Below are 23696 nucleotides of genomic sequence, written 5' to 3'. Positions count from 1 at the left end.
CGCGACCGCCACGGTGCCCCCCGCAGAGCACCGCTCGAGGTGTTCGCCGAACTGCTGGCCCTCGACCCGGAGCTGGCCGCGCTCCCCCACGACGTATCCGTGGTGCTGCTGCCCTCCCACGCCGGTTCCGGGGGCCTGAAGCAGCCGCGGCTGGCGGCGGAGCGGACCGGCAGGCTGGTCTGGTCGGCCAACGGTCTCGTGGACATCACACCTCAGCGCGATGCGTCGCTTCCGCACGTCGTCTCCCTGCGTGTTCAGTCCCACATGGTGGACGGGACACCCGTCACGTACCCCACCGAGTGGATCCCCAGCCCGCCGGGACTGGTACTCGACCCCGCCGAGGCCGCACGCGCCCCGTTCTGGGAACGGCGGACGCTGTCCCACACCGTCGTCTCCGACGGACAGCCTGTCGGCAGGGCGGTGTTCGGTGACGCCGAGGCAGCCTTCATGCTGACCGGGGACCGAAGCTTCGCGAAGCAGACGGAGATGTGGCACTACAACCCGGTCACCAGGGTCTTCACCAAGGACGACAAGCCCCTGCCCTTCGCGGGCCGGACCTTCTACCAGTGGAGCGCGCACGGCCTGCCGGGCGAGACGCACATCCCGACCGAGGACAACCCGCGTCACGTCACCAGGCGACAGCAGACCGGTGGAATGCTCAAGCGTCGTCCGAGTCTGGCGCGGCGGCCCAAGGACCACCTCCTCGTGACCACGTCCTGTTTCGCCGCGGTCGAACCGGGTGTGACCCGCATCCGCAGGGGCGCACGCGACACGCTCGCCCACGACCCTCTGTGGTTCGTGAGCGAAGCCCAGCACCAGGTCAACGAGACCCAGCGTGAAGGGTACGGCCCCGACCGGATCGTGGTGGTCACGCAGCAGAACGGCACCTGGGTCCTCGCCCTGGAGACTGACTCGAAGGGCCGGCGCGGTACATGGGTGCTGCTCCGTCCCGAGCCCGTCGGCGCCGCCCTCGACGACCGGGCCCGCGCCGCGGGCCTGCACACCGACCCCACGCAGCCGGCCTCCGACGAGGTCCGCGACCGGACCCTGCGACTGGTCCGCGCCCTGCGGCTGACCTTCGGCGTGCGGATCGAGGACGACAGCCAGTACGGAGAACTCCTCGCCGGCATCGGCGCACTGGAGACCCTGCGCGCCGCCGACCCGGCACTGCGCGACCTCACCCCGTTCACCCTCGACCTCTTCGAGCGCGCGGCCCGCGAGCTCCGTGCAGACGGCACGGTGAGCGCCGAGCCGGGACCGGACGAGTACCGCATCCTGCTGGACCGGGCAGCCGAAACCCTCCGGCAGCAGCCCGACGCGACGCTCGCGGACCTCGTGACCCTGCCGCACGTGCACAACGCGGCCCGGTGGCTGGGCGACTACTCGCGCCCGGAACTGGACGACGAGGCCCGCCGCGTCCTGTGGGCCGACCCGGGCGTGACAGGCATCGGGGACATCGAGCGGTCCCGGGCCCTCTGGGCGAGAGTGAAGGCTCTGGAGTGGTGGGACCGGACGCCCGACCTCGCGACCCTCACCGCCAGGGTCCTGCATCTGGAGAACCCGGACCCGGGTCGGCTGCCCGAACTGTTCGAACTGGTGATGAGCGCGGCTGCCGTCGGCATCGACCTGGACAACCCGATCGAACTGGCCGCCTTCCATCTGGAGCAGATGGGCGCACTCGCGCTGGACACCCTCATTCACGACACAAACGGAAATCCGTCGGGCCGTCACTTCACACAAGTTCCCGGCCTTGCCCCCTTGAAGGTGGTGGACGTCAACCCGGCCGCCGTCCTGGCGGAGCAGAAGGGCAACATCGGTCCCGTGCGGTGGCCGCGCATGCCGTGGTCCACCGACCCCGCTCCCTTTCTGGTGTTGGGCGAACTCCATCCGACCTACCTGCACATGACATTGCCCAACGGGTTCAGCGCCAAGGTGCCGCACGAGGAGATCGGCGAGCTTCTGGCGTGGGAGAAGAGCAGGGACTCCTACTCGCCGGCCGACATCATCTATGCCTCCTGGTCGGAGACCTTCTCGGAACAGCCCTCGCCCCATGCCGCGGCAGCCACCGGGCCGGACGCCGGCGGTGGCACCCCGGCCGCCGACCCGGCGACCGTCCTCAGCAAGGCAACGGGTCTCCCCGTGTGGAACTCACCGGGTGCGGTGAGTCTGTTCGCGCCGTCCGACCCGTCGCTGCCGCAGTCGCTGGCTCTGCTCCCCCTCGCGGCCGGGCGGAGACAGACGGCCGCCGACTGGTCGGTCGTGCACCCCCAGGGCCCGTACGCGCCGGGCAGCAGCCCGGCCGACGGAACCGTGCGACCGGCCTCCGCCACCCGTGCGGCCGGGAACTCGACCGATGCCTCACCCCAGGTTGCCACTCCTCCCGGGGACGTACTCGAACCCAGCCTCACCGACAATTCCAGCAGCGTCACCGCGCCCCTGCCCGAAAACCCCTTCGAACCCAGCCCTGCCAACTCACGCAACACGTCCCTCCCCACCTTCGACAGCATCCTCCGCACCCCGCACGAGGACGTTTTCGAGCCCAGATCCCTCAAGGGCTTCGACACCCAACTGCCCAGCCTGGACGGCGCTCTGGCCATCCAGCCCGGAGACCTCCTCGAACCCCGGCCCCTCAACGGCCCCGCCACAGCTTGGCCCAGCCTGGACCGCGTGCTCGAAGAACTCGGCGGACCGTCGCCAAGGCCCGCCGAAGGCACCACACCCTCGCAGCCCACACCGTCCCAAGACCCCGCACCGTCCCAAGACCCCACGCCGTCCCAAGACTCCACACCGTCCCAAGACCCCACGCCTCCACAGCCTCCGCCCTCACAGCCCGTACCGCCCCAGCCCGCACTGCCTCAGCTCACGCTGACGACACCCGACGGCGAAACGGCCGAACCGGACGGGGACCCGGACCCGACACCTGACCCGAACCCGGCCCCGACGCCTGACCCGTCGCCCTGGTACTTCGAGCACGGCGCGATGGGGCAGATCGTCGTCGCCAGGTCGACGGCCGACGTGGACTTCACGAAGGAGAGGGCGGACTCCTGGGCACAGCAGATCAGTTCGGGGCTGGATCTACAGGTGCCCGGACCGCAGGAGGCGCTGCGGACGGGGATCCGGAAGGCGGTCCGTGATCTGCTGCTGGAGACCGATCCCAAGAAGTGGGACGACATTCTGGCAGCCGGCCGGACCCTGGTCGTCGACGGGCACCTGGTGTGGCTGCGCCCCGTACTGAACGGCCTGACCAGCATGCCGACGGCCAAGGGCGACGTCTCCGAATACCCCGTCGGTTTCGCGTCCGCCGCCTCGGGAGGCGACGGCGAACGCGAGGACAGCTGGGGGTTCGACACCGCGCTGTTCAGTCTTGTGGGCATGGCGGTGAACGGGCTCGCCTCCGTGGGCGTGGTGGTGGCGCCACAGCTCAGGGGCCGTTCCTCGCTGAGCAAGTCGCGGGGCTGGCGGCGCAGGGTGATCTCCGGCCGGAAGCCGTTCGTCAATGCCCTGAGCCGCTTCGACGCGGGCCTGACCATGAAGGTCTTCATCGACGGCGAGGACGCCACGCCCACCGCCCATCATCAGCTCACCGTACCGAGCCGACTCCACGTCGACGTACCCACCGCCTACACCCGGGACGGCGGGGACGATTACCGCCCCGACGAAGGGGCGCCCGAGGCCGAACGTCCGCCGCCGGGAGGCCGGCACGCTACGGCCGCGCGGCCCTCCGAAGCCCGGGAAGTACTCCAGGCGGTCAACCTCACCCCCGTCGTCGCCGGGCTGCACCGCAACCTGCTCGCCGCCGGGATGCCTGCCTCCATGGCGCAGCAGGTCCTGCACAAGGCCAAGATGGACCGGGCCGCCGGCTTCCTGACCGAGCCGACCGCCCGGAGCCGGTACAACTGGTGGTCCGGCGGCGACACGTCCAACTCCATCCGGGTCACCGGCCCGCTCGGCATGAAGTTCCAGGGGCACCTGCGGCTGCGCAGGAAGATCGACAGCCTCCAGTACCTGGGGGACAGCCAGATCGGCACCCGGGACGACGTCGGAGCGGGCACGACGCACACCACGTCCAGCTCGGGCGGCAGCGAGGGAGGACTGGGAGCCGGCTACAACCAGACCGGTTTCGGTGGCCGCGCACCCATCGGGTCGCACGGGGACGGCAACACCTCGGAAGACGTCGAAGCGACGGGCCTGGTACCCATGTTCAACGCGGCCCTGGACGTGAGCCGGAACGCGGGATACTCCCTGGACGCGTCGCAGATGAGCCACACGGTCCTCAACGACACCGCACCGCAGAGCCGTTACCGCGCCGGGCTGGAGCTCGAACTGATCGCGCTGTCCAGCACGCACAAGGTCGCCACGGTGCGGGAGAAGACCGTGGGAGAGATCAGCGTTCCCCAGCGCGAGGCCGCGCACTTCGTCCGGCGGACCGTCGGACCGACGTGGACCTCCGAGCTGCGCCCGGCGTCGGCCGTGAAGGAGTACAGGCAACGGACCGACACGAGCGACGGGGCCGGCGAGACCGACACCGAGGCCCTCGACAAGGCCGCACCGCGCCACCGCGTCCCCGCCCTGCCCGGCCGGCGCAGGATCCCGTCGGCACCGACCGTACGGCCGGTGTACCGGTTCCGCATGCTGGTGGGCAGGGCCAAGCACCTGCTGACGCCGCATGCGCGAGAGCCTCTGGCGATGGCGGCCCGCAAGGGTCTCGGATTCGGCGTGCCGATCGCGCTGCCGGGTGCCGAGAACCTGCAACAGGACCTGCGGGACGCCATCGAGCAGCTGGATGTCCTGGACGTCGGCTCGGAGAACAGCCGGAAGAGCGACTGGGCGGTCGCCGACCGTGATCTCATGACCTTCTACGGACGTCCCGCGCTCGAGGCCGACCTGGACCAGTCGTTGCTGGGCGAGTACCGCACCATCAAGGTCGGCAACCGGGCGTACGAAGTGGCCGCCCAGACGATATGGGGATCCTCCCGCACCGACGGCCCCAGCGAGACCACCGACCCGGCGTCCGGCGGGCGCTTCCGCATGAGGGTCAACACCCGGGCCGTGGCGGGCTCGAAGGTGGCGGGCAACCGCAACACGGGGTGGAAACTCTCCAGCATGGCCGGCGGCGGTCTCCGGCTGGAGATCCCTGAGATCGACCACACGATCGCCGGTCTCCACTTCGTCACGCCTCGCGTCCGTCTCCAGGTCGCGGGATTGCAGGCCATCCTGCGAAGGGGCAAGAAGAAGGGGACCAAGCTGTCGAGCGCCCCCGAGAGCTACCGGCGTACGGAGACGGACTCGGACGTCGACGAGCACCGTTACCCGATGGCGGTGATCTGGTCGGTGAGATCCGTCCGGAAGCGTCGTTTCCTCGGCGGGCGCGTGCCGTACGTCGCGCGGGTCGTGGTCCCGACGGAGCACGCGCCCAAGCAGCCCGTCACCCTGGCAGAGGCACAGAAGCTACGGGCGACCGGCGTCAGAGAGCTGAGCTCACTCCCGCCCAGGCGGCAGCGCCATCTGAACTTCTCCAGCGGCGCCCAGGGCCTCTACCCCGTCTTCCATCTCATGCCCGAACTCGCCCAGCTGGGCGCGAGACAGTACGCCGAGCGCGTCTTTCCGGGGGAAATGAACGCGGCTGCACGAAAGGCCTGGCTCGACGACCCGTCGAAGTGGCCGAAGGAGATCCGCGACCTGGCCCATCCCGGCACTCTCACGGCCAATTTCGACGACAGCGCCCGCAAGGTGGCGCACGAGATGGAACTGCCGAAGGACGGCAACTTCAAACAGGCGATGCGGCTGAAGATCCACGTGTTCGACTACGAGGACCTCGACGAGAGCCGGGATTTCGAGAACCCCGCCGAGAGCAAGAACGTCGAGGTCGAACAGTACGCGAAGGCCAATCAGGAGACCGTGACCGATCGAAGCGTCGACAACGGGGTGGGCGTGAACGTCTCGGCCGGGCCCCAGTTCATGCTCGGCTCCGACGCCGGCCACGAGAAACACCCGACGGGTCCGGGCGGCCGGGTCACCGTCGTCGCCAAGGCGGACGCCGTCAGGGACTGGGGCAGTTCGGAGGACGAGACCAGGGGACGGATCGACATCACGCGCGCCACCTACGGCGAACCCGCACACACGTTGCGTGCCAGTCCGATCTTCGAGCTGACGTACCTGCGCTGGCACGGGAACAAGCTCATCGAGGACACCCGCTACCTGAGGGCCGAGAACGCACTCGACCTCCTCGTCCCCGATCGCCGTCTGACGGACCTCTTCGCACCGGACCCGACACCGACACCGACACCGGACCCGACCCCGCAATCGGCCCCCGGGCCGAGCCCGGAGCCGAAGCCTGAGCCGGACTCGGCACCGGCACCGGACCCGACGCCGGAGCCGGAGCCGGAGCCGACGCCGGAGCCGGAGCCGATCCGGACCTACGTCGACCCCGATCTGATCCCCGGCGTCGCGCATCCGGAAATCCTGAACGCCGACGGTGTGCTGGACGCCATCAACGCCCGGCTGCGCGCCAGGGGAGTCGTCCACACCGAGAGGTCCCCGGACACCGCCCCGCGTCCCAACACCCTTCAGAGGTCGCTGAAGAAGTCGTACTCCTCCAGCGGCCTCCAGACCGAGTGGCACGCCGCCACCAACAAGGGGGTCTTCCGCTGGTTCCCGGTGCCCGGCCCTCTGGGCAGCACCCGCTATCTGTGGGTGAACGTCACCACGGTCCGCCTCGAGAAGCCGAAGACCCAGCGGTCCCGTCAGAGACTGAAGCTCACGCTGCGCGGCGAGGGAGTGACGGCCGAAGCGGAGGAGAAGGAGACCGGTTGGTCGTCCGGCGGTGGCCTCGACGTCCGTGCGCGCGCCGGAAACGAGGGCGGGCACGGAGGATTCGAGCTCGGGAGCGAATACCGCGCCTCGCGGAAGACAGCGGACAAGGACACGAAGAAGACGGTCGAGATCTACCGGGCCAACCCCAAGGACAGCTCCGAGGAGTTCGAGCACGACGTCGCGTTCCGCATCGAGATGGGCATGTCCACGGAGCTGCCGGCTCTCCTCACCATGCCTTCACGCACGGTGAACCGCATCGAGTACATGACCGCCGGCAGCGCGGACCGGGAGCGTGGCCTGCGTCCCTTCGTCTGGTACGACCCCGGGGACGCGCCGGAGCAACTGGTGGACGGAAGCGTGCGACTGCTCGTGCCGAACCACCTCACGGAGGCGACGGGCCGGCAGCCCCGGTGGCCCATCGACCTGACCACGCCGCGCGAGACCGAGGTCGTCTGGAAGCCCTCGGAGTCCGCCGCAAGGCCCAAAAAGCTCACGAAGCCCCCGAAGCTCCCAAAGATCACGGAGATCACGGAGATCACGGAGATCACGGAGACCACGGAGACCACGGAGACCACGGAGACCACGGAGGCCGTGCAGGTCCCCGGGCCTCAGGATGCCCCGGAGTCCCCGGCAGGCCCGGAATCCCCTGAAGCCCTGGAGAACCCGGAACCCCAGGGCCCCGCGGGGACCTCGACACCCCCGGCGCCCACAGAGCCCGCAGAGCCAAGGGTCACCCCGAACCCCGTGGACCCGGTGGAGCGTTCGGAGGCTTCGGCGCGAGCCTGGGAGACGTTCGTGACCAGTCTCCATCCCTGGACCGTGCCCGCCGCCCTGGCCATCGAGCGCTGGGCCAAGACGACCGCCGTGCGGTGGCACGAACCCCCGAGCACCGAGGTGGGCAATCCCCCGGCAGTCGACGGCCTGGACCCGATCACCAGGACGGCCGGTGTGGTCTACGCACACCGCGCCAGCAGCAACATGATGCGACCGCGCATCAAGGAACTGCTGCGGCACGCCTACAGTCTGCCCATGGGGGACCAGGACGCCCTGGTCGGCCTGGAGCTGGACAGCGCCGACATCCTGGGCCCCGCGGAGGGCACCGCGATCAAGCAGCGCGGGTACACACAGACCGACGAAGAGCCCGAGACCGAGGAGGAGAAGAGCAAGGGCGGGGCCTTCCACTTCGGTCCTGAGGGCGGCGGCCACGCGAACGACGACACCATGTTCGGGGGTCTGCCGTTCGACATCAAGGACTGGTCCGACAGCGAGATGCGCAACGCCGCGCTGGCGGACACCGACGAGCGCAACAAGGAGGGCACACGGCCCTACCGGCTCTACCGTTTCGGGGTCACGGCCGTCGTCCGCGGACCGCACGGCACCGTACGGATCAAGGTGCCCCGGGGCCTTTACGGCTCGCTGCCGATCGACAAGGGTACGGGTCAGTTGGCCGACGGCCTGGAGGACGACCCCGTCCTGGGCCCCTTCCTCCGGCCTCCCGCCCCCGAGCCCGGGAGCGACCCCGCCGGGGAAGCACCCGCGGAGAACACGCCAGCCCAGGACGCCCCCGCGCCCGAGGCGGAGCCGTCGCACCCCACGGCCCCCGCACCGGTGGCCGAGGACACCGGCTCCGAAGCGCAGCCCCCGGAACCCGTGACACCCACAACGGAGGCCGTCGAGGACCCCGCGCCCGAGGCGGAGTCCGCGGAGTCCGCGGCGACGACCGAGAAGCCTGTGCCCGCGATCGTTCCGCCGAGATCTCCCGGAGTCGAGCCCGAACCTCCTGCGAGCACCCCCGAACCCACGGCCGCCCCCGAACCCGGCCCCGAACCTCAGCCCGTGGTTGAAACAGCGCCGGAGGCCCCTACCCCGGCCCCGACAGTGGAGCCGGACACCGAAGCGAAGGCTCCCGCACCGGAGAGTCCCACCGCCCCGACCGTCGCGGAACCGCCGCAGCAGCCGGCCACACCGGACGTACCGGTCGCCGCACCGAGCGACAAAACGGGCAAGGCGAAGGCCAAGGCGTCGGAGGGGGGGCGGTCGAAACCGAAGGAGTACCCAGCTTCCGTCACAGCCCCCGCGAGAGGCAGTCGGATACCGGTGCCCGCCACCGGCGGGTGCCTCCTCTACGCCGTCATGGCAAGCAACCCCCTGTACGTCCGAAGCCGCCTGCCTCACCTCGCCTCCGCCGCCCCGGACGCGTACGCCTGGCTCGCGAATCCCGACGCGGTACGCAACGAACTGCGTGACCAAGCGGAGAATTTCAGCCTGACCCGGACCCGTGACCTGACGAGTCCGGCGTATGCCGTGCAACGGGCCATGCAGTCCGTGATCGAGGCCTACGTGACCCGTAGCAAGGGGCACCTGCCCGACCATGTCATCGGACAGTTCCGGAGATCGACCACCTTCGACTTCGCAGAGCGCCTGCGGAGCATGAACCGGGACCAACGACTCCAGCACCTCGAGCACCACGGCGTCCTGTCCATTCCCGTGTGGGAAGGCCTGGACCCCGACGACCTGGACAGGCGGTATGTCGACGCCCTCATGACATCGCATACCGCCTACCGGGACCTGCCCCCAGAGGACGCCCGGCTCATGGCGGAGACGGCCGCCGAGGACGTGTCTCGGCCCCGGAAGTTCGAATATCTCCAAGAGCACGGTCTGCTACCGGCTCCCGCCGACCTCGACGACGACGCGCTGGGCCAACTGCTTCTCACCGTCAACGCAACGAGCATCGCGCCGCTGGACAGCACGGAATTGCAGTCGTTTTTGCACGTTGTCACCGACTGGGAAAATCAGTGGTCCGCGAACGCGGCAGAGATGTTCCTGCCCCTTGTCGCGAACACATTCGATCTATGGATCGACGCGACGACTCACCGCCCCGACGGTACGTGGGCGAACACCCACATGGCATCCGACAACCCCACGCAGCGGACGGAGATCTACTACAGCGGCGGGTCCCACTACGAGGGCAGCGACGCCCCGCCGATACCCCCTCCCGCCCCCGCACGGCCTCCTGCCTCCGACCCCGGCCCGTCGTCGGACGCCCCGGGCACCTTCCACCTCGGGCCCACCGCACCCGCGCACCGGGCGTCGCCCACCGACGCCGTACGCCCGTTCGACGCACCCGGCCCCGCCGGCCCATCCGGGAAAGGCACCCCCAGCTACCCCGCGCCCGAGAAGATCAACGCCTCGCCGGAGACCGAGACCGCCGTGCCGGTCCCCGGTCCCGCGACCGAGGAGGCTCCGTGGTCGGTCTCGTCCTGGAGGCCCGCCGGATCCCCCGGCACGGTCCGCTTCGCCGCCTTCTACCAGGACCGCGAATGGCGCCAGCTCAGCGTCCGGCTGGAGTTCGCCCTCGCCGGGCTGCTGGGATCGGGCATCCGCACGACCGAGGCAACCCGGAACGCGGTCGTACGCCTGCGCTCCGAACTGGCGGCGCGCTACGGGCAGGAGCGGGCGGACCGCGCCTTCTTCGAGTCCGGCGTCCTGCCCGGCGACCCCGGCCGGGCGCTGGACCGGCTGCTCGCCCAGCCACCCGGTGTCCGCACCCTGGACGAGCTGATGGCCGTCTTCGCCCGCGCCGCCTATGCGAGCCGCGAGCTGCCCGCGGACCTCGCTGCGGCACTGGCACGTCCTGCCGGCGACCGCGCCCGGTACGCGCCGGGCAGCGCCTACCGCGCCGTCCACGACGGCCGGGGCCTGCGACGGGTGGGCGGTGAGCGCGGCGCGGCCCTGCGACTGATCCAGACCCATGCGGCCCTGGGCGCGTCCTCCGAGGAACTGGAGGCGTTCCGCACGGCCCTGATCGCCTGGCTGGTCCCGGCCGACCTGGCGTCCCTGTCCGAGATCCTGCAGGCCTCACAGCTCGCCGGGACCGGCCCGGCCGGGGAGCGGACCACCGCGCTGCGCGACGGCGCGGGCCTGCACCGGTGGGCGGCGGAGCTGCTGCGCAGGTCGAGCCCGCCGTCCGGCGACCCGCGCGTCGAACACGTGGTCCCGCCGCACCAGGCGCTCTACGGCGCCCGGATGACGTACTCCCGGGAGATCAGCCCTGGCCAGGACGTTTCCCTTCCGGGCGACCTGACGGACCTGGTGAGCATCGCGCTGCGCAACCCCGACGAGCTACCGGACGGCCGCGGCAACGCGCTGTACGACTGGCTCGGACGCACCGGACCGGCCGGCCTGCGGGCCCTGGAGCAGCTGACCCCGGGGCATCTGACGGCCATCTTCCTCTACAGCTGCAACGACTACCGCCTGATGAAGGCCTATCTCAACGGGCAGCGCCTGGGCGTCGGTTTCTCCCGTCGGCTGGTGCGAACCGCCGTCTGGTCAAGACTGCGCCGGGCTGTGCAGATCGAAGAGGAAAACGTGATTCCCGTCATCCTGCGCGATCTGCCCGGGGTCGAGGAACTCTTCGACAGCATGACGGACGCCCACTTCGAGGCCATGTCGGTGCCCGGCTTCGATCCCCTGTCGGACGCCTTCGCCCAACACGCCGTTCCGACCGATCTGGCGGCGGAGCTGCGCCTGCGGTCGGACGCGTTCGCCGACCAGATCCACGATCAGCTGCCGCTGCACGTCGACATGCTGGTCGAGGCCCTGGAGCCGCTGCCACCGGTCGAGCAGGAGGTCTATTGGGGCGACCGGGGCGTGCCCGGACCGCTGGACCGTCCGGAACACGGACCGGTCTACGGCAGGGACTTCATCGACATGCCGTTCCCGCGCAGCACTTCGCTCGCCCCCCGCGAGGCGTTCGAGTTCATGATCCGCGACCAGCGCGGCCCGTCGGACGTGCACCCGGGCCTGGTGCACGTCAGGCAACGGGCCGCGGCCCGCGACATCACCCCGTTCGTGGCCTATTCCCATGAGTTGGAGGCAACGTATCCGCCGGGGCAGCGGTTCACGCAGGCCCACCGCGAACGCCGCCAGGAAGTTGTCGACAGCGACAGCGACGACGGTCGGCTCGTGCAGTTCGAGATGCTCACCGTGCACGAGGCAGAGCCGCCACCCGCCGCGCTCCCGCCGGTCCGGCTGCTGGGCGCACCGGACGACCTGCTGCGGATCGCCACACCGCCCGCTTCCGGTCCATGGCCGGCACCGCCGGTGCTGAGGGAGATCCGGAACAGCGACGACCGGTTCACCGGGGTGGCCTCCTTCGACGACGCCGACTGGGCGGTGCGGGAGCGGGACTACCAGCGGCTCGGCGAAGGCACCGACTTCGTCGCCTGGCAGCGGGAGACCGACGGGCACCCGGAGGCGTCCTTCCACCCGCTGCCCGGTGGCGAGGGCACCCTCTACTACGCCGGGCACGCCGGCACCGCCGGGCTGGCCCTGCGCACGGAGGACGGCGGCGTACTTCACGACGACGGCTCCTACACCGGCCTGTTGCTGCGGACGCTGCTGGCCGGCCGGCACTTCCGCAGCATCACGGTGCTGGCCTGCCGTCCGGGCGGCGGCTTCTCCGACCCGGCCGCCGCGCGGGCGCTGGCCCGGCGGCTCGCCGACGCCACCGGGTTGCCGGTGCACGTGCCGCTGGGCAGGACCGCGTTCGTCGACGGGATGCCGCACCTCCTGGAGGACGCCGAGGGCCGGCCCACCACCTGGGTGACCGAGTACCCCGGAGGCCGGGTCCCGCCGTCAGCGACGGTCCCGCCGTCGGCGACGGTCCCGCCGTCGGCGGCTTCCCACGCGTCACCGGTCCGCTACCCGGATCAGGCGCAGGTCAACGCCGACGCCACGGCTCTCGCCCCGGCCCTCGCCCCGGACGACGCGGGCTCCGAGAGCGGCACGGAGTTCGGCTCGGACGCCAGCACGGTGGTCGGCTCGGAAGACGGAGCGGAAGACGCAACGGGGGCCGGCTCGGAAGACGGAGAGGAGGATGACACCGACGGCCGGGAGGAGCGCCCGCCGAACCTCGCGTCCTGGCGGATCACCGGAGCACCGGGCACTCCCCGGTTCACCGCCCGGTACCCGACCGCTGACTGGCAGAGGCTGGACCTGCGCTTCGAGCACGCGCTCGCCCGGCTCCTCGCCGACCGGCGCGAAGTGTTCCAGGCCGTGCAGGAGAACCTGGGCCGTACCCAGCGCTTTCTCGCCGAACGCCACGGCAGGGAAGCAGCCGACCGTGTCCTCGTCCCGTCGTCACAGAACCCGGCCCCGGACACCTCCGCCCCGCACCGTGACGACCGGCTCGCCCACTTGCTCGGGCCCGACGCCCGGCCGAGCCTGGAGGAACTGTTCCTGGCCCAGTCCGACGCGGTCTTCGCCCGGACCGGGTCATCCGCCACCGTCGCCCGAACCCTGCCCGGCCGCGTCGGCGGGGCCGGGCGCCCCCTGCGGGCCGTACCGACAGGCCCGGACGCGAACGGGGCCCGGTACGACCGGCACGGCTTCCGCGAGGTCAACGGCGTCGACGGCCCGGCCCTGTGGCTGCTCCAGGCGGCGCGCGAGACGGGCGCGACCGCCGGGGAGATGGCACTGCTGCGCCTCGCTCTGATCGCCTGGGCGGTGCCCGCGGGGGTTCACTCCCTGCACGAGATCCTGCGTGCGTCGCACCACCTCGGCATGGGCGGCCCCGAGGAGCGCGGGGCCGTAGCCCTCGACGCCTCCCGGATGCACAACTGGGTGCGCGACCACCTGGTCCCCTGGCATCTGGTCCCGCCCGCTTCGGAGGGCGGCGCCCTGCGGGAGGACCTGAGGGCTCCGCACGAGAGGCTCTACAGCGAGACCGTGCGGTTTACCGGGTCGCTGGCGAACGACGGGCTCGACGTTCCGGGTGACCTGGTGGCGATGGTGCGGGAGTTGCTCGATCCGGGCAGCACCGGCATCGACCCCGACAGCTACCGGCAGGAAGCCGCCCGGGAGTGGTTGGAACGCTACGGAGACGCGGGCCGCGAGGCGCTGCGCCGGTTGGCGCCCGGACACATGACGGCCCTGCACCTCTACACGGCCGCCGACTACCAGTTGATCAAGGCGTATCTGAAGGGCGAGCGGCTGGGCCGGGGCATGAGCCGCTGGCTGGTGCGCCGCATGGTCTGGAAGCTCGTCAGCGGGGGCGGCGTCGCGCAGCTGCCGCTCCTCCTGCGCGCCCGGCCAGGCTTCACGGGCGTCTTCCAGGCGGTGAAACAGGCGCTCCGGGACGGCGACCCACCGCAGCTGGCGCGTGCCCGCCGACGGCTCGACACCATCGCCCACGATGTCCACGCCCAGTTGCCCGTGCACATCGACATGATCGCCGAAGCCCTGGACGTGCTGCCCCCGGTCAACCGTCCCGCGTGGTGGGGCGACCGGGCCGTGCCGGGCTCCGTGCACCGGCCGTCCAGGACCTCCGCGCTCCACGGGGAGCGGCAGATCACCATGCCGTTCTTCCGCAGCGCCTCCCTGGATCGCGACGTCGGCCTCAGGTTCGCGTTCCGTTACGGCACCCCGCTCGACGGGTATCACGCCCAGCTCACCGAGGTCGCCCGGTCCCAGGGACGGGACATCTCCCTGTTCTCCGTGAACTTCACCGAGGTCGAGGCGCTCTACCCGCCCGGGTGGGACTTCCCCAAGCAGCACCGCTCGGTCCTCCTGCACGGCAGCGGCCGCCGGCCCTACGCCTACGTCCAGGTCACGGACACTCCCGCCGCACCCGGGCCGACCACCGCCTCATCGCCGCCGTCCGCCCCTCCCCACGGCTTCGGTGCGCTCTACGCCGACCCGCGCTGGTGGCCGGCGGCCACCGAGTACCAACGTGCCCTGGGCCGCTTCCTGGCGCGGAAGGGCGCCGTCCAGGACGCCGTCCGCGACGCCGTGCGCAGCCTCTTCGGCCACCTCTCCGTCCATCTCGGGCCCGAGGCCGCGGCGACCGCGTTCCCCGGCCTCGCCGCCGGCCGGGGAACGTCGGGCAGCCCGGACGAACGACTGGACGACTTCCTGCGGCGCAGTGATCTCCATACGCTCGTCGAGGCCTTCACCCATGCCGTGAACGGGCTGCCGGACGGTTCCGGACGGCACTCCCTCAACCGTCTGTGGAGCGAGCGCCCCGACCTCAACACGCACGGCCTGCCCATCACCGTGGCCGACACCGAGCCGCACCGCCCCGGGGACAGCTGGTACCGCGACCGCCACGACCGGCTCGGCCACCTCACCTCCGAGGGCCACGCCGCCAGGATCGAGTGGCTGCTGCGGGTCCACGCCAGCCTGCCCGGCACCGACACCGACAGCCTCCTGGGGCTGCGCACCGCGCTCCTGGCCGACGAGCTGTCCCGTGACGGCCATTCGCTGGCCGAGCTGCTGGAGGCCGCACAGGCCGCGGGAGTCCGCGCCGACGGCGAACCGCGGCCCGCCGATGTGGACGCCGTGGCGCTGTACAGATGGACCGACACCGCTTTCGCGCCCCGCGCCCCGCTCGCCGCAGACCCGGGCGGGCGGCAGGTCCCCGGTGCCGACCCGGCCCTCGGCCCCGGCCTGTCCGAGCAGCTGGTCCTGCCCCACCAGCGGCTCTACCAGCAGCGCACCGCCTGGATCACCCCCTGGATCACCGGTGGCGCCGCCGAACCGGCCGCGATCACCTCGCTCGCCGGGCTGGACGGCGGCACGTGGAACGCCGCCGACCTGGAGGCGCTGCCGTGGCCCACCGGAGCCGCCGCCCGGAGTCGGCGCGCCGCGCTGCGCGCCTGGCTGCGGCGGCACGAGGGCCAGAGCCTGCCGCGCACCCTGACCGCCGCGCACGCGACCGCGCTGTACCTGGCCGGGGGGCCGGACGCGGCCCTGATCGACGCCGCCGTGAGCACCGCTCCGGACGCCGCCGAGCAGTTCCGCCGGGATCTGGCCGCGCAGGCCGCCGAACTGGTCGGCCGGGGCGCGCCCGACGGGGCGTACCCGCTGGTGCTGCTCCGCGACACCCGCCTGCGCTCGCTGGCCCGCCAGGCGTCCCGGACACCCGACGGCCCCGACCGGCAAGCGGTGCTCCGGTCCCTGGCCGGGCGGGCCGGCAGCCGGGCCATCGAACTCGCGGAGGGGGCGCGTACCGAACTGACCCTGCTGGCCCCCATGGTGCGGGAGGCCCTGTCCCTGCTGCCGGCGCTGAAGGGCCCCGTCTACTGGTCCGGCTGGGAGACCGGCTCCGCCGAGGACGTCGCCACCGGGCGGCCGGGCGCCGTCCACACCCGGCCCGCCGGGCACGCCGTCCACACCTCCCGGGACCAGGCCGTACGCCCGCTCACCACCACGCAGCGACCGGCCGGGCGCCATCCGGTGGTCTACGAGGTGCGCGGCTCCGGCGCGCGGGACATCGCGCCGTTCGCCCGCGCTCCCGAACAGCGCACGGCACTGCACCCGGACCCGGTCCGCTTCCGGGAGGTCTCCCGCGAACTGCGCCACGACGCCGCACTCGGGGGCGTCCACACGCACGTCCTGCTTGAGGAGAGCACCGGCCAGGACGCCGCACCCGCCTGGGACCGGGAGACCGTCACCCGCGCCATCGTCGCCCCCGACGGCAGCTGGTCCGGACTGACCGCCCACACCGCCCGGGAGCCGGACGGGCGGCCCCGCGACGTCGCCGGCCCGCACGTCCGGGACCGCTTCACGTCCCACGGCACCGCGGCCGCGGAGGGAGAGACGGAACAGGTCGCCCTCCCCCTGGACCGCGGCACCGTGTTCTTCGCCTCGCCGGGCGACGGCCACGCGGTGCGCGTCGGCTCCCGGCCGAGCACCCGCCGACGGGTGGGCGCACAGCTGCGGCGGCTGCTCACCGGCCTGCGGAGAAGGGCCACCGTCGTCCTCGGCGCCCGCGCCGCCGGGCCGCTGCCCCGGACCCGCCCGGACGCCTCCGGCCACCCGGCCGCCGCCACCGCAGCCTCGGTCACCGGCGCCGCCTACGCCCGTGTTCCGGCCGACCGTGTTCCGGCCGACGGTGCCCTCCGGGGAGCCGCCCAGCCGGCCCGGGACCCGGGGCAGCCGCAACCCGGTGGATCGGGCAGACTCGTCGCCGACCCGGTCACACTGCCGGAGGAGGCCGGGTTCGCCGACGACCTGTCCTCCTCGCTCTACGCCGACCCTCGCTGGGACCCGGCGAGCCGGGCCTGGGAGCGCACCCTCGGCCTGGCGCTGGACTCCGACCCGGCGGTCGCGGACTCCGCGCGCGCCGCCGTGCGCGCCCTGCACCGCTTCCGCGCCGGGCAGACCGGCGACCCGGCCCGTGCCGCCGCTCTGCTGCTCCCGGACGATGCCACCGGGCCCGACCCGCTCGCCGCCCTGGACCGGCTGCTGGACCCCGCCGCGGGCGTGCCGCTGTCGCGCTTGGTGGATGCCTACGCCCGCGGCGCCGACCTGATCGGGTGGTTCGACCCCACCCGGCCCACCGACGAAGACGGCAACCACCGTCGCGACCACCGGGACCGCGGCCTGCCGCTCGGCGACGGCCCCGCCCACATCGTGCAACAGGCCCTGGAACAGCACCTCGCGCTGCCCGGCATGCGCCGTGCGGACACGCTCGCCTTCCGCGAGGCGCTCCTCGGCCGGCTGCTGCCCACCGGACGCCATTCACTCGTCGAGATCCTGCGGGCCTCGCACGCCGTCGGCCTCGGCGACACCGCCGAACGCGCCGCCGTCCTCGGCGACGCCGCGCACCTGTACACGTGGGCGGAGCGCGCCCTGCGCCCCGCCGGCCGTCCCGGCGCCCCGGGCCCGGGCGCGCTGCGCCCGCCGCACCGCGCTCTGTACGCCATCGGCGCGGGCCGGATCGACGCCGCGGCCACCGGCACCTGGACGCTGCCCGACGGTCTCGCCGACGCGATCCGGCGCGGCGAGCAGATCCTCGCGGCCGACCACGACCCCACCGCGCTGCCGGCCCGGGAGCAGGCGCTGCTGGACCGCACCCGGCGGCACGGCGGCTCGGCCCTGGACGGCCTGGACGAGTCCCACCTCACCGCGCTGCACCTGCTCGGCGGCCCCGACGCCGCGCTGCTCGGAGGCGGCCCGGTGATCCCGGCGGCCCACGACGCCCTGACCGCCGCGCTGGACGGCCACGCCGAATTCCCCGTACTGCTGAGGGAACTGCCCGGGTTCCGCGCCCTCCTCGACCGGGACCCGGCCCCGTCCGACGACCGCCCCGGCGCCCTGCGGTCCGCCGTGGTCCGCTCCGCCGACCTCCTCCGCGCCCGCGCCGACCAGCACACCGCGGCCGCCCTGGAGGCACTGCCCCGGCTGGAGCCGGTGGACGCCCCCGTCTGGTGGGGCGCCTGGCTGCCCGGCGAGCCGCCCGCCTCCCAGCAGGCCACCGACGCGCTGCCCGACGCGGTCGCCGTCCCCCGGCTGCACCCCGTCCGGCTGAGCAGGTCCGCGGCCCTGCGGGCGCTGGCCGCCGACCGCAGGGCCGGACACCACCCGGTGCTCTACGAGGTGGATCGCTCCTCGGCCCGCGACATCAGCCCTTACGCGGGCGACCCGGCGGAGCGCACCGCGGTGCACGCCGAGCCCACCGACTTCGGCGCCGTCGACCGCACCCTGCACACCGACCCCGAGACCGGTCTGCGCTACACCCTGGTGCGCGTCACCGAGCGTACGGCCGCGCCGCCCGCGGTCCCGCACCAGCGAGCCGCCGACCCGCCCTACCCCGAGCGCGACTACTGGAACAACCCGTGGGCGGACGGACGCACCGTCACGTCGCCCGGCGACATCACCACCCAGGAGATCCGCGCCGACGGACAGCTCGTCGGCCTCGCCTCCTTCACCGCCGCCGACTGGTCGCTGCGCGCGCCCTTCTATGCCGGCCTGCGGGACGCCACGCACTACACCGAGTGGAGCAGGGGCCCCGGTGGCATCCGAACCGCCAGCCGCCGCGAGCTGCCCGCCACCGGTCCCGGCCGCACGCTCTTCTGGGCCTCGCACGGCCGGGAGGACGGCTACACCGTGGCCGGGCCGGACGGTCTGCCGTCCGGCGCGACGCCGGAGACGGTCGGCCGGCTTCTCGGTCCAGATCTGCGAGCGGCGGGCTTCACCAGCATCACCATCCTGGCCTGCGACCCCGCTTCCAGCACCGACCTGGCCAAGACAGCGCGCCGCGCCCAAGGCATCGCCGACGCCACCGGCCTGGACGTGTTCATCCACACCGGCCCGGTCGCTCCCGTCCCCGTGGAAAACCCGGACGGTACCCCGGGCGTCGCCATCCACCTGCTGGAGAACTCCGACGGCACCCCCAGCCGGTGGCTGCGCGTCCCGCCCACCGAGCGCTCGGCGCCGACGCTGCCCGACCCGCCCTTCGAGGTCGTCGCGCCGGTCGGCCCCACCGGGCAGGCGACGCTGCCCGGCAACCCCTGGTCGGTGTCCCGCTGGCGGATCCCCGGCGAGCCCGACACGCTCCGCTTCGCCTCCCTGTACGCCCGGCAGGACTGGCGGCAGTACAGCTACCGGTACGAGATCGCCCTGGCCCAGCACATCGCCGCCCGGCCGCAGACCCGCGCGGTGCTCGTCGACGCCGTCCTGCGGCTGCACCAACGCCTCACCGCGATACACGGTCCGCAAGGCGCCGACCTGGCCTTCGGATTCGCCGCCCCCGCGGAAGCGGACGACTCGCGGGCCGCCGCCCCGGGGGCCGCTCTGGCGCGGTTCCTGGAAAGCGGCCCCCATCTCGCACAGCTGATGCAGGCGTTCGGCACGGCCGCCTACGGTCCCGCGCCGACCAGCCTGCAACGCTCCGCACCCGGCCGGATCGGCTCCCCGCACCCGCCCCACCCGCCGGGCCACCGCGGGGGCGCCTACCGCCTCGCCCACGACGACCGCGGCTTCCGATACGCCGGCGGCACCGTGGGCCAGGCCCTGTGGCTGCTCCAAGCACACCGGCTGATAGCGGATCCCGCCCGGACGTTCGCGTTCCGCTCGGCGGTGGTGGCCTGGTCGGTGCTCACCCACCGGCACTCCCTGGCCGAGGTGCTGCGCGCCTCCCACCTCGCCGGCACAGGCACCGACGAGGAGCGCACCGTGCTCTCCCGCGACGGCGCCCGGCTCCATCTCTGGGCCCGCCGCGCTCTCGCCCCCGACCTGGGGCCCCTGCCGCACCACGCGGCCTACGGCGACACCACCGGCTTCTACTCCTCCTACGACCTCCAAGTCCCCGGGGACATCTGGACGGCGCTGTCCGCGGCCGTGTCCGGCGCCGAAGCCCCCGAGCACCTGGCCGAGCGCGTCGAGAGCGCCCGGGAGTGGCTGGAGAGGTTCGGGGAGGAGGGCCGTCGTGCGTTCAGGGCACTGGCGCCGGGCCATCTGACGGCGGTCTACCGCTACACGGGTTCCGACCACACCCTGTTCAAGAGCTTCGTCACCGACAGTCGCTTCGGCCAGGCGTTCGCCCGGTGGCGGTTCGGCCACCAGGTGTGGAAGCTGGCCCTGTCCGATGCCCGCAGCGGCGACTACTTCCGGCCGGAACTCCTGCTCAACGACGACGAGCTGAGTGACGTGATCGCCGACCTCGCCGACCTGGGCGAGACCCCGGATCCGGCGGACCTGGCCGCTGTGCGGCGCCGAGTGAACCGGATCGCCGACCGGCTCTTCGACGAGCTGGCGCTGCACTTCGACATGGCCACCGAGGCTTTGGAGATACTGCCGGGGGTGAACGGACCGGTCTGGTGGGGCGGCTGGCTGCCCGGAACAGTCAACGAGCCGGACCCCTCACCGCTGCTGCACGACGGCACACTGTTCATCACCCGCTTCCGCAGCACCAGCGAGCGCCAGGACCTGGCCGAGGTCTTCGTCAGCCACGACGCGGAGGGAAAGGCCGACCGCCACCCGGTCATCGGCCATGTGTCCCGGTCGCAGGCCCCGCTGGTCGCACCGCTCGCGGTGTGGCCCGCCGAGCGGGAAGTCCTTTATCCGGCCGGCCGTGCCCTGCCCGTGCTCACCCGGGACGTCCCCCACAACCGGCTCACCTTCGAGCCGCACGCCGCGCTCACCCTCACGGAACTTCCCCCGTACCCGCCACGGGCCTACCGCAACGCCGACGCGCCCGGCAGCGCACCGTCCCCCGCCGACGGCGCCGCGGCCGGTCGTGGCCCGCTGTTCCCGCCCGCCACCCTCGGGGTACTGCGGCGGACCGGCGACGAGGCCGTGCTCGACGGCACCCGGTATGCCCTGCACCCCGTGGCCGCCGAGCCCGGCCACACCTCCGTGGCCGTACTGCTGGCCGCCCTGGGCGAACGCGAGCCGGTGGCCGGGCTGCTCCCGGCGGCGGAGCCCGGGCGGAGCAAAGCCTTCCGGAAATGGCTGGCGGACGCCCTTCCCGACGGCCACGTCACCGAAGAGCAGGTGCCCCGGCTGGACCGGTCGGCGACGGTGAAACTGTCCTGGCTGGAGATCGCGCACCACCCGATCACCCAGAGGCAGCGGACGGAAGCCGTCCTGCTCGGCAACTTCCTGCCGGTGGCCGACAACGCCATCAAGCCCGCCGTGCGGCTGCGGCTGCTGCTCACCGTTCCCGAACTCGCGGGACCGGACACCGAGCTGCCGCTGGTTCCGCTGTTGACCGCCGCCGTGCGCGAACTCGGAGCAACGGCCGCCGTGGCGGAGCCGGACGGGGCGGTCGCCTTCATCGGGCCCCGGGCGGAAAGCCCCGCCGCACCGGACACCTCCGCCGGGGACACCTCCGCCGGGGGCACCTCCGCCGGGGGCGGCTCCCCGCACACCGCCGACGCCCACCGCACGGCGCGGTCCCGGCAGCAGGCCCCGGTGCCGCCGTCCGTGCTTCTGCTCCGTGACGGCGACCAGTGGCTCGTCGGGCAGCCCGCCACCGCCGTACCGCCCAGCGCCACCGGTCCCTCGTCGGCCCGGCCGCCGGGCGCCCCGGGGGAACCGGACGGGCAGCGGAGCACACGGACACTGCACATCGCGCAGGCGATCGACGCCGCGCCCCCGGCGGTGCGCCGCCGGCTGCGGGAGCTGGCGTCCGCCCCGGCCCCGGACCAGGCACCGGCCTGGGTCCGCGGCCGGGTGCGCTACCTGGAGCAGGCCGAGCTGTTCGAGGAGCGCCTGGGTCGCCATCTCGCCGGCCGGCACGACCTCAACGACCAGCTCGGGGTCATGACGACCGAGTTGTTCCGGCGCGCGGACGCCGCCGGTCGCGGGCACGAGCTGGGCTCGGCCGATCCCAGCGTCGACGGTGCGGTCGGCCTGGACAGGGACCGCATCGAGGAGGTCGCCGTCTCCGGCAACCTGCGCGAGCGCATGGGCCTGCTCTGGGTCGCCGAGGCGACCACTTCCGACCTGCTGGGCATCTCCAACCTCAACCCGCCCGGGATCCACGCCGAGCGCGCCGACCGGCTGACCGCTCCCGACCTGACCGCGTACGAGTCCCTGGCCGCCCGCCGCGACAGCCTGACCCCTGCCGAGCGGGAGCGGTTCGCCCGCCTGGAGAGCGCACTGCGCGTACCGATGTCCCCGGCGGACGTCCGGCCGCCGCTGAGCGTCGCCGAAGGCGCGCTGATGCCGGACGGCGTCCTGCGCTGGATCCCCGGCGCGGCCCGCTGGAACATCCCCATGAGTACCGCCCTGCCGTCCGCCGCCGAGGCCACCGGGGGCCTGGTGCGGGCCGGCACCTCCGGCACCACGTACCGGCTGCTGCGCCAGGCCGCGCACATGCGCGAAGAATGGGGTCTGGACATCGACCTGGGGCTGATGCGGCTCGCGCTGATGGCGGAGATGCTGCCCGTCGGGCACCACTCGCTCCACGAGATCATGAGGGGGTCACAATTCGTCCTGGACGAGCTGCGGGCCCGCGGCACGAACGAGTCCTCCGACCTCGACTACGTGGACAACTGGGGACGTTACTGGCACCTCGCTCCACTCTCGGAAGAGGAGCTGCGCGCCCACGTCGCCGTCGACGGCCTCTTCCCCGACGAGCACGCTCTGGCCGAGATGGACCGGCCGACGGGCGACCGGGCGACGGGCGACCGGACAGCGGATGACCGGACGGCGGGTGCGGCGGGTCGCCCCCCGGGTCAGGAACCTGACCCGGACGAGACAGCTTGGTTCCTCGCCCACCTGCACACCCTGGACGACATCCTCGACCTGCTGACGGCGCTCGGCCCGGACACGGTCCCCGACGCCGCAGACGGACCGGTCGCCTTCGAGCGGCTGCGCCGGCTGGTCGAGGAGTGGTTCCGGGACCGGGGCCGTACCCCGTCCGCGGACGACTACTGGAACATCTGGCAGATCCTGCACAACCATCCCCGACAGCTCCCGAGGAACCCATGAACGACACCGCTGCAGCCGCCGGCACCGCGCCCGGGCACGACGAGGAGACCACGCCTCCGGTACCGGAGGAGATCAGGGAGGCGGCACGGCTCTCCCCCGACCACTGGCTGGGCATGGTGGACCCGACATGGGCCGGTTCGGGGGAGCCGCCGAACTGGGCCGTGGTCGGCCAGTGGCGGGCCGACCTCGACGGGGAGATCGCGGAGTGGCGGCCCAACGAGGAATACCGGCCCTCCCCGCAGGCACTCGACTGGCCCGCCCCCACCGATCCCGTCGACGAGGCGGTCCAGCTCGCCGCCACCGGATACGGCCCCGGCGAGGCGGTGACCCGCACCCTGGCCGCCGCCGAGGTGGCGATGCTCCTCGGCCCCGGCCGGACGCCCCTGTCGGCTGTCTCTCCGAACGGGGAGCCGGTCGTCCCGGTCTTCACCTCGCCCGTGCACCTCCAGGCAGCCGGCCGGTTCGGCTACGAGCTGCTCCCCGCGGTGGACGTCCTGGACCGGCTCCCGGAGGGCCACGTGCTGTACCTCAATCCCTCCGGAGCGGTCAGTATGACCGTCGACAGCACCGCACTGCGCACCGCGGCGGAGGAGGCCGAATCCGCCTCCGCGTCCGGGACGGACGGGCCCCGGTCGGCCGAGAGCACCGCGGAAACGTAG

Annotated in this window: 2 protein-coding genes (1 of these 2 running past the window's edge); both read left to right on the top strand. The window is 72.9% G+C overall.

Annotation, left to right across the window (positions count from 1 at the left end; translation table 11 throughout):
• Positions 1-23037, top strand: partial view of a lonely Cys domain-containing protein gene (locus tag HZS56_RS18615; protein WP_216721827.1) — the 3' portion only. 6414 nt of this gene lie to the left of the window's left edge; the window shows 23037 of its 29451 coding nt (coding positions 6415-29451); its start codon lies off the left edge, out of view; it ends in the stop codon at positions 23035-23037.
• On the top strand, positions 23034-23696 hold the full coding sequence (locus tag HZS56_RS18610) for a type VII secretion system-associated protein (protein WP_216721826.1): 663 nt from the start codon (positions 23034-23036) through the stop codon (positions 23694-23696). The genes HZS56_RS18615 and HZS56_RS18610 overlap by 4 nt, the downstream gene beginning before the upstream one ends.

Source organism: Streptomyces mayonensis, from assembly GCF_018982965.1.
GTDB lineage: Bacteria > Actinomycetota > Actinomycetes > Streptomycetales > Streptomycetaceae > Streptomyces > Streptomyces mayonensis.
Note: the sequence above shows the minus strand (reverse complement) of the source record. Positions and strands in the feature narration are given on the sequence as shown.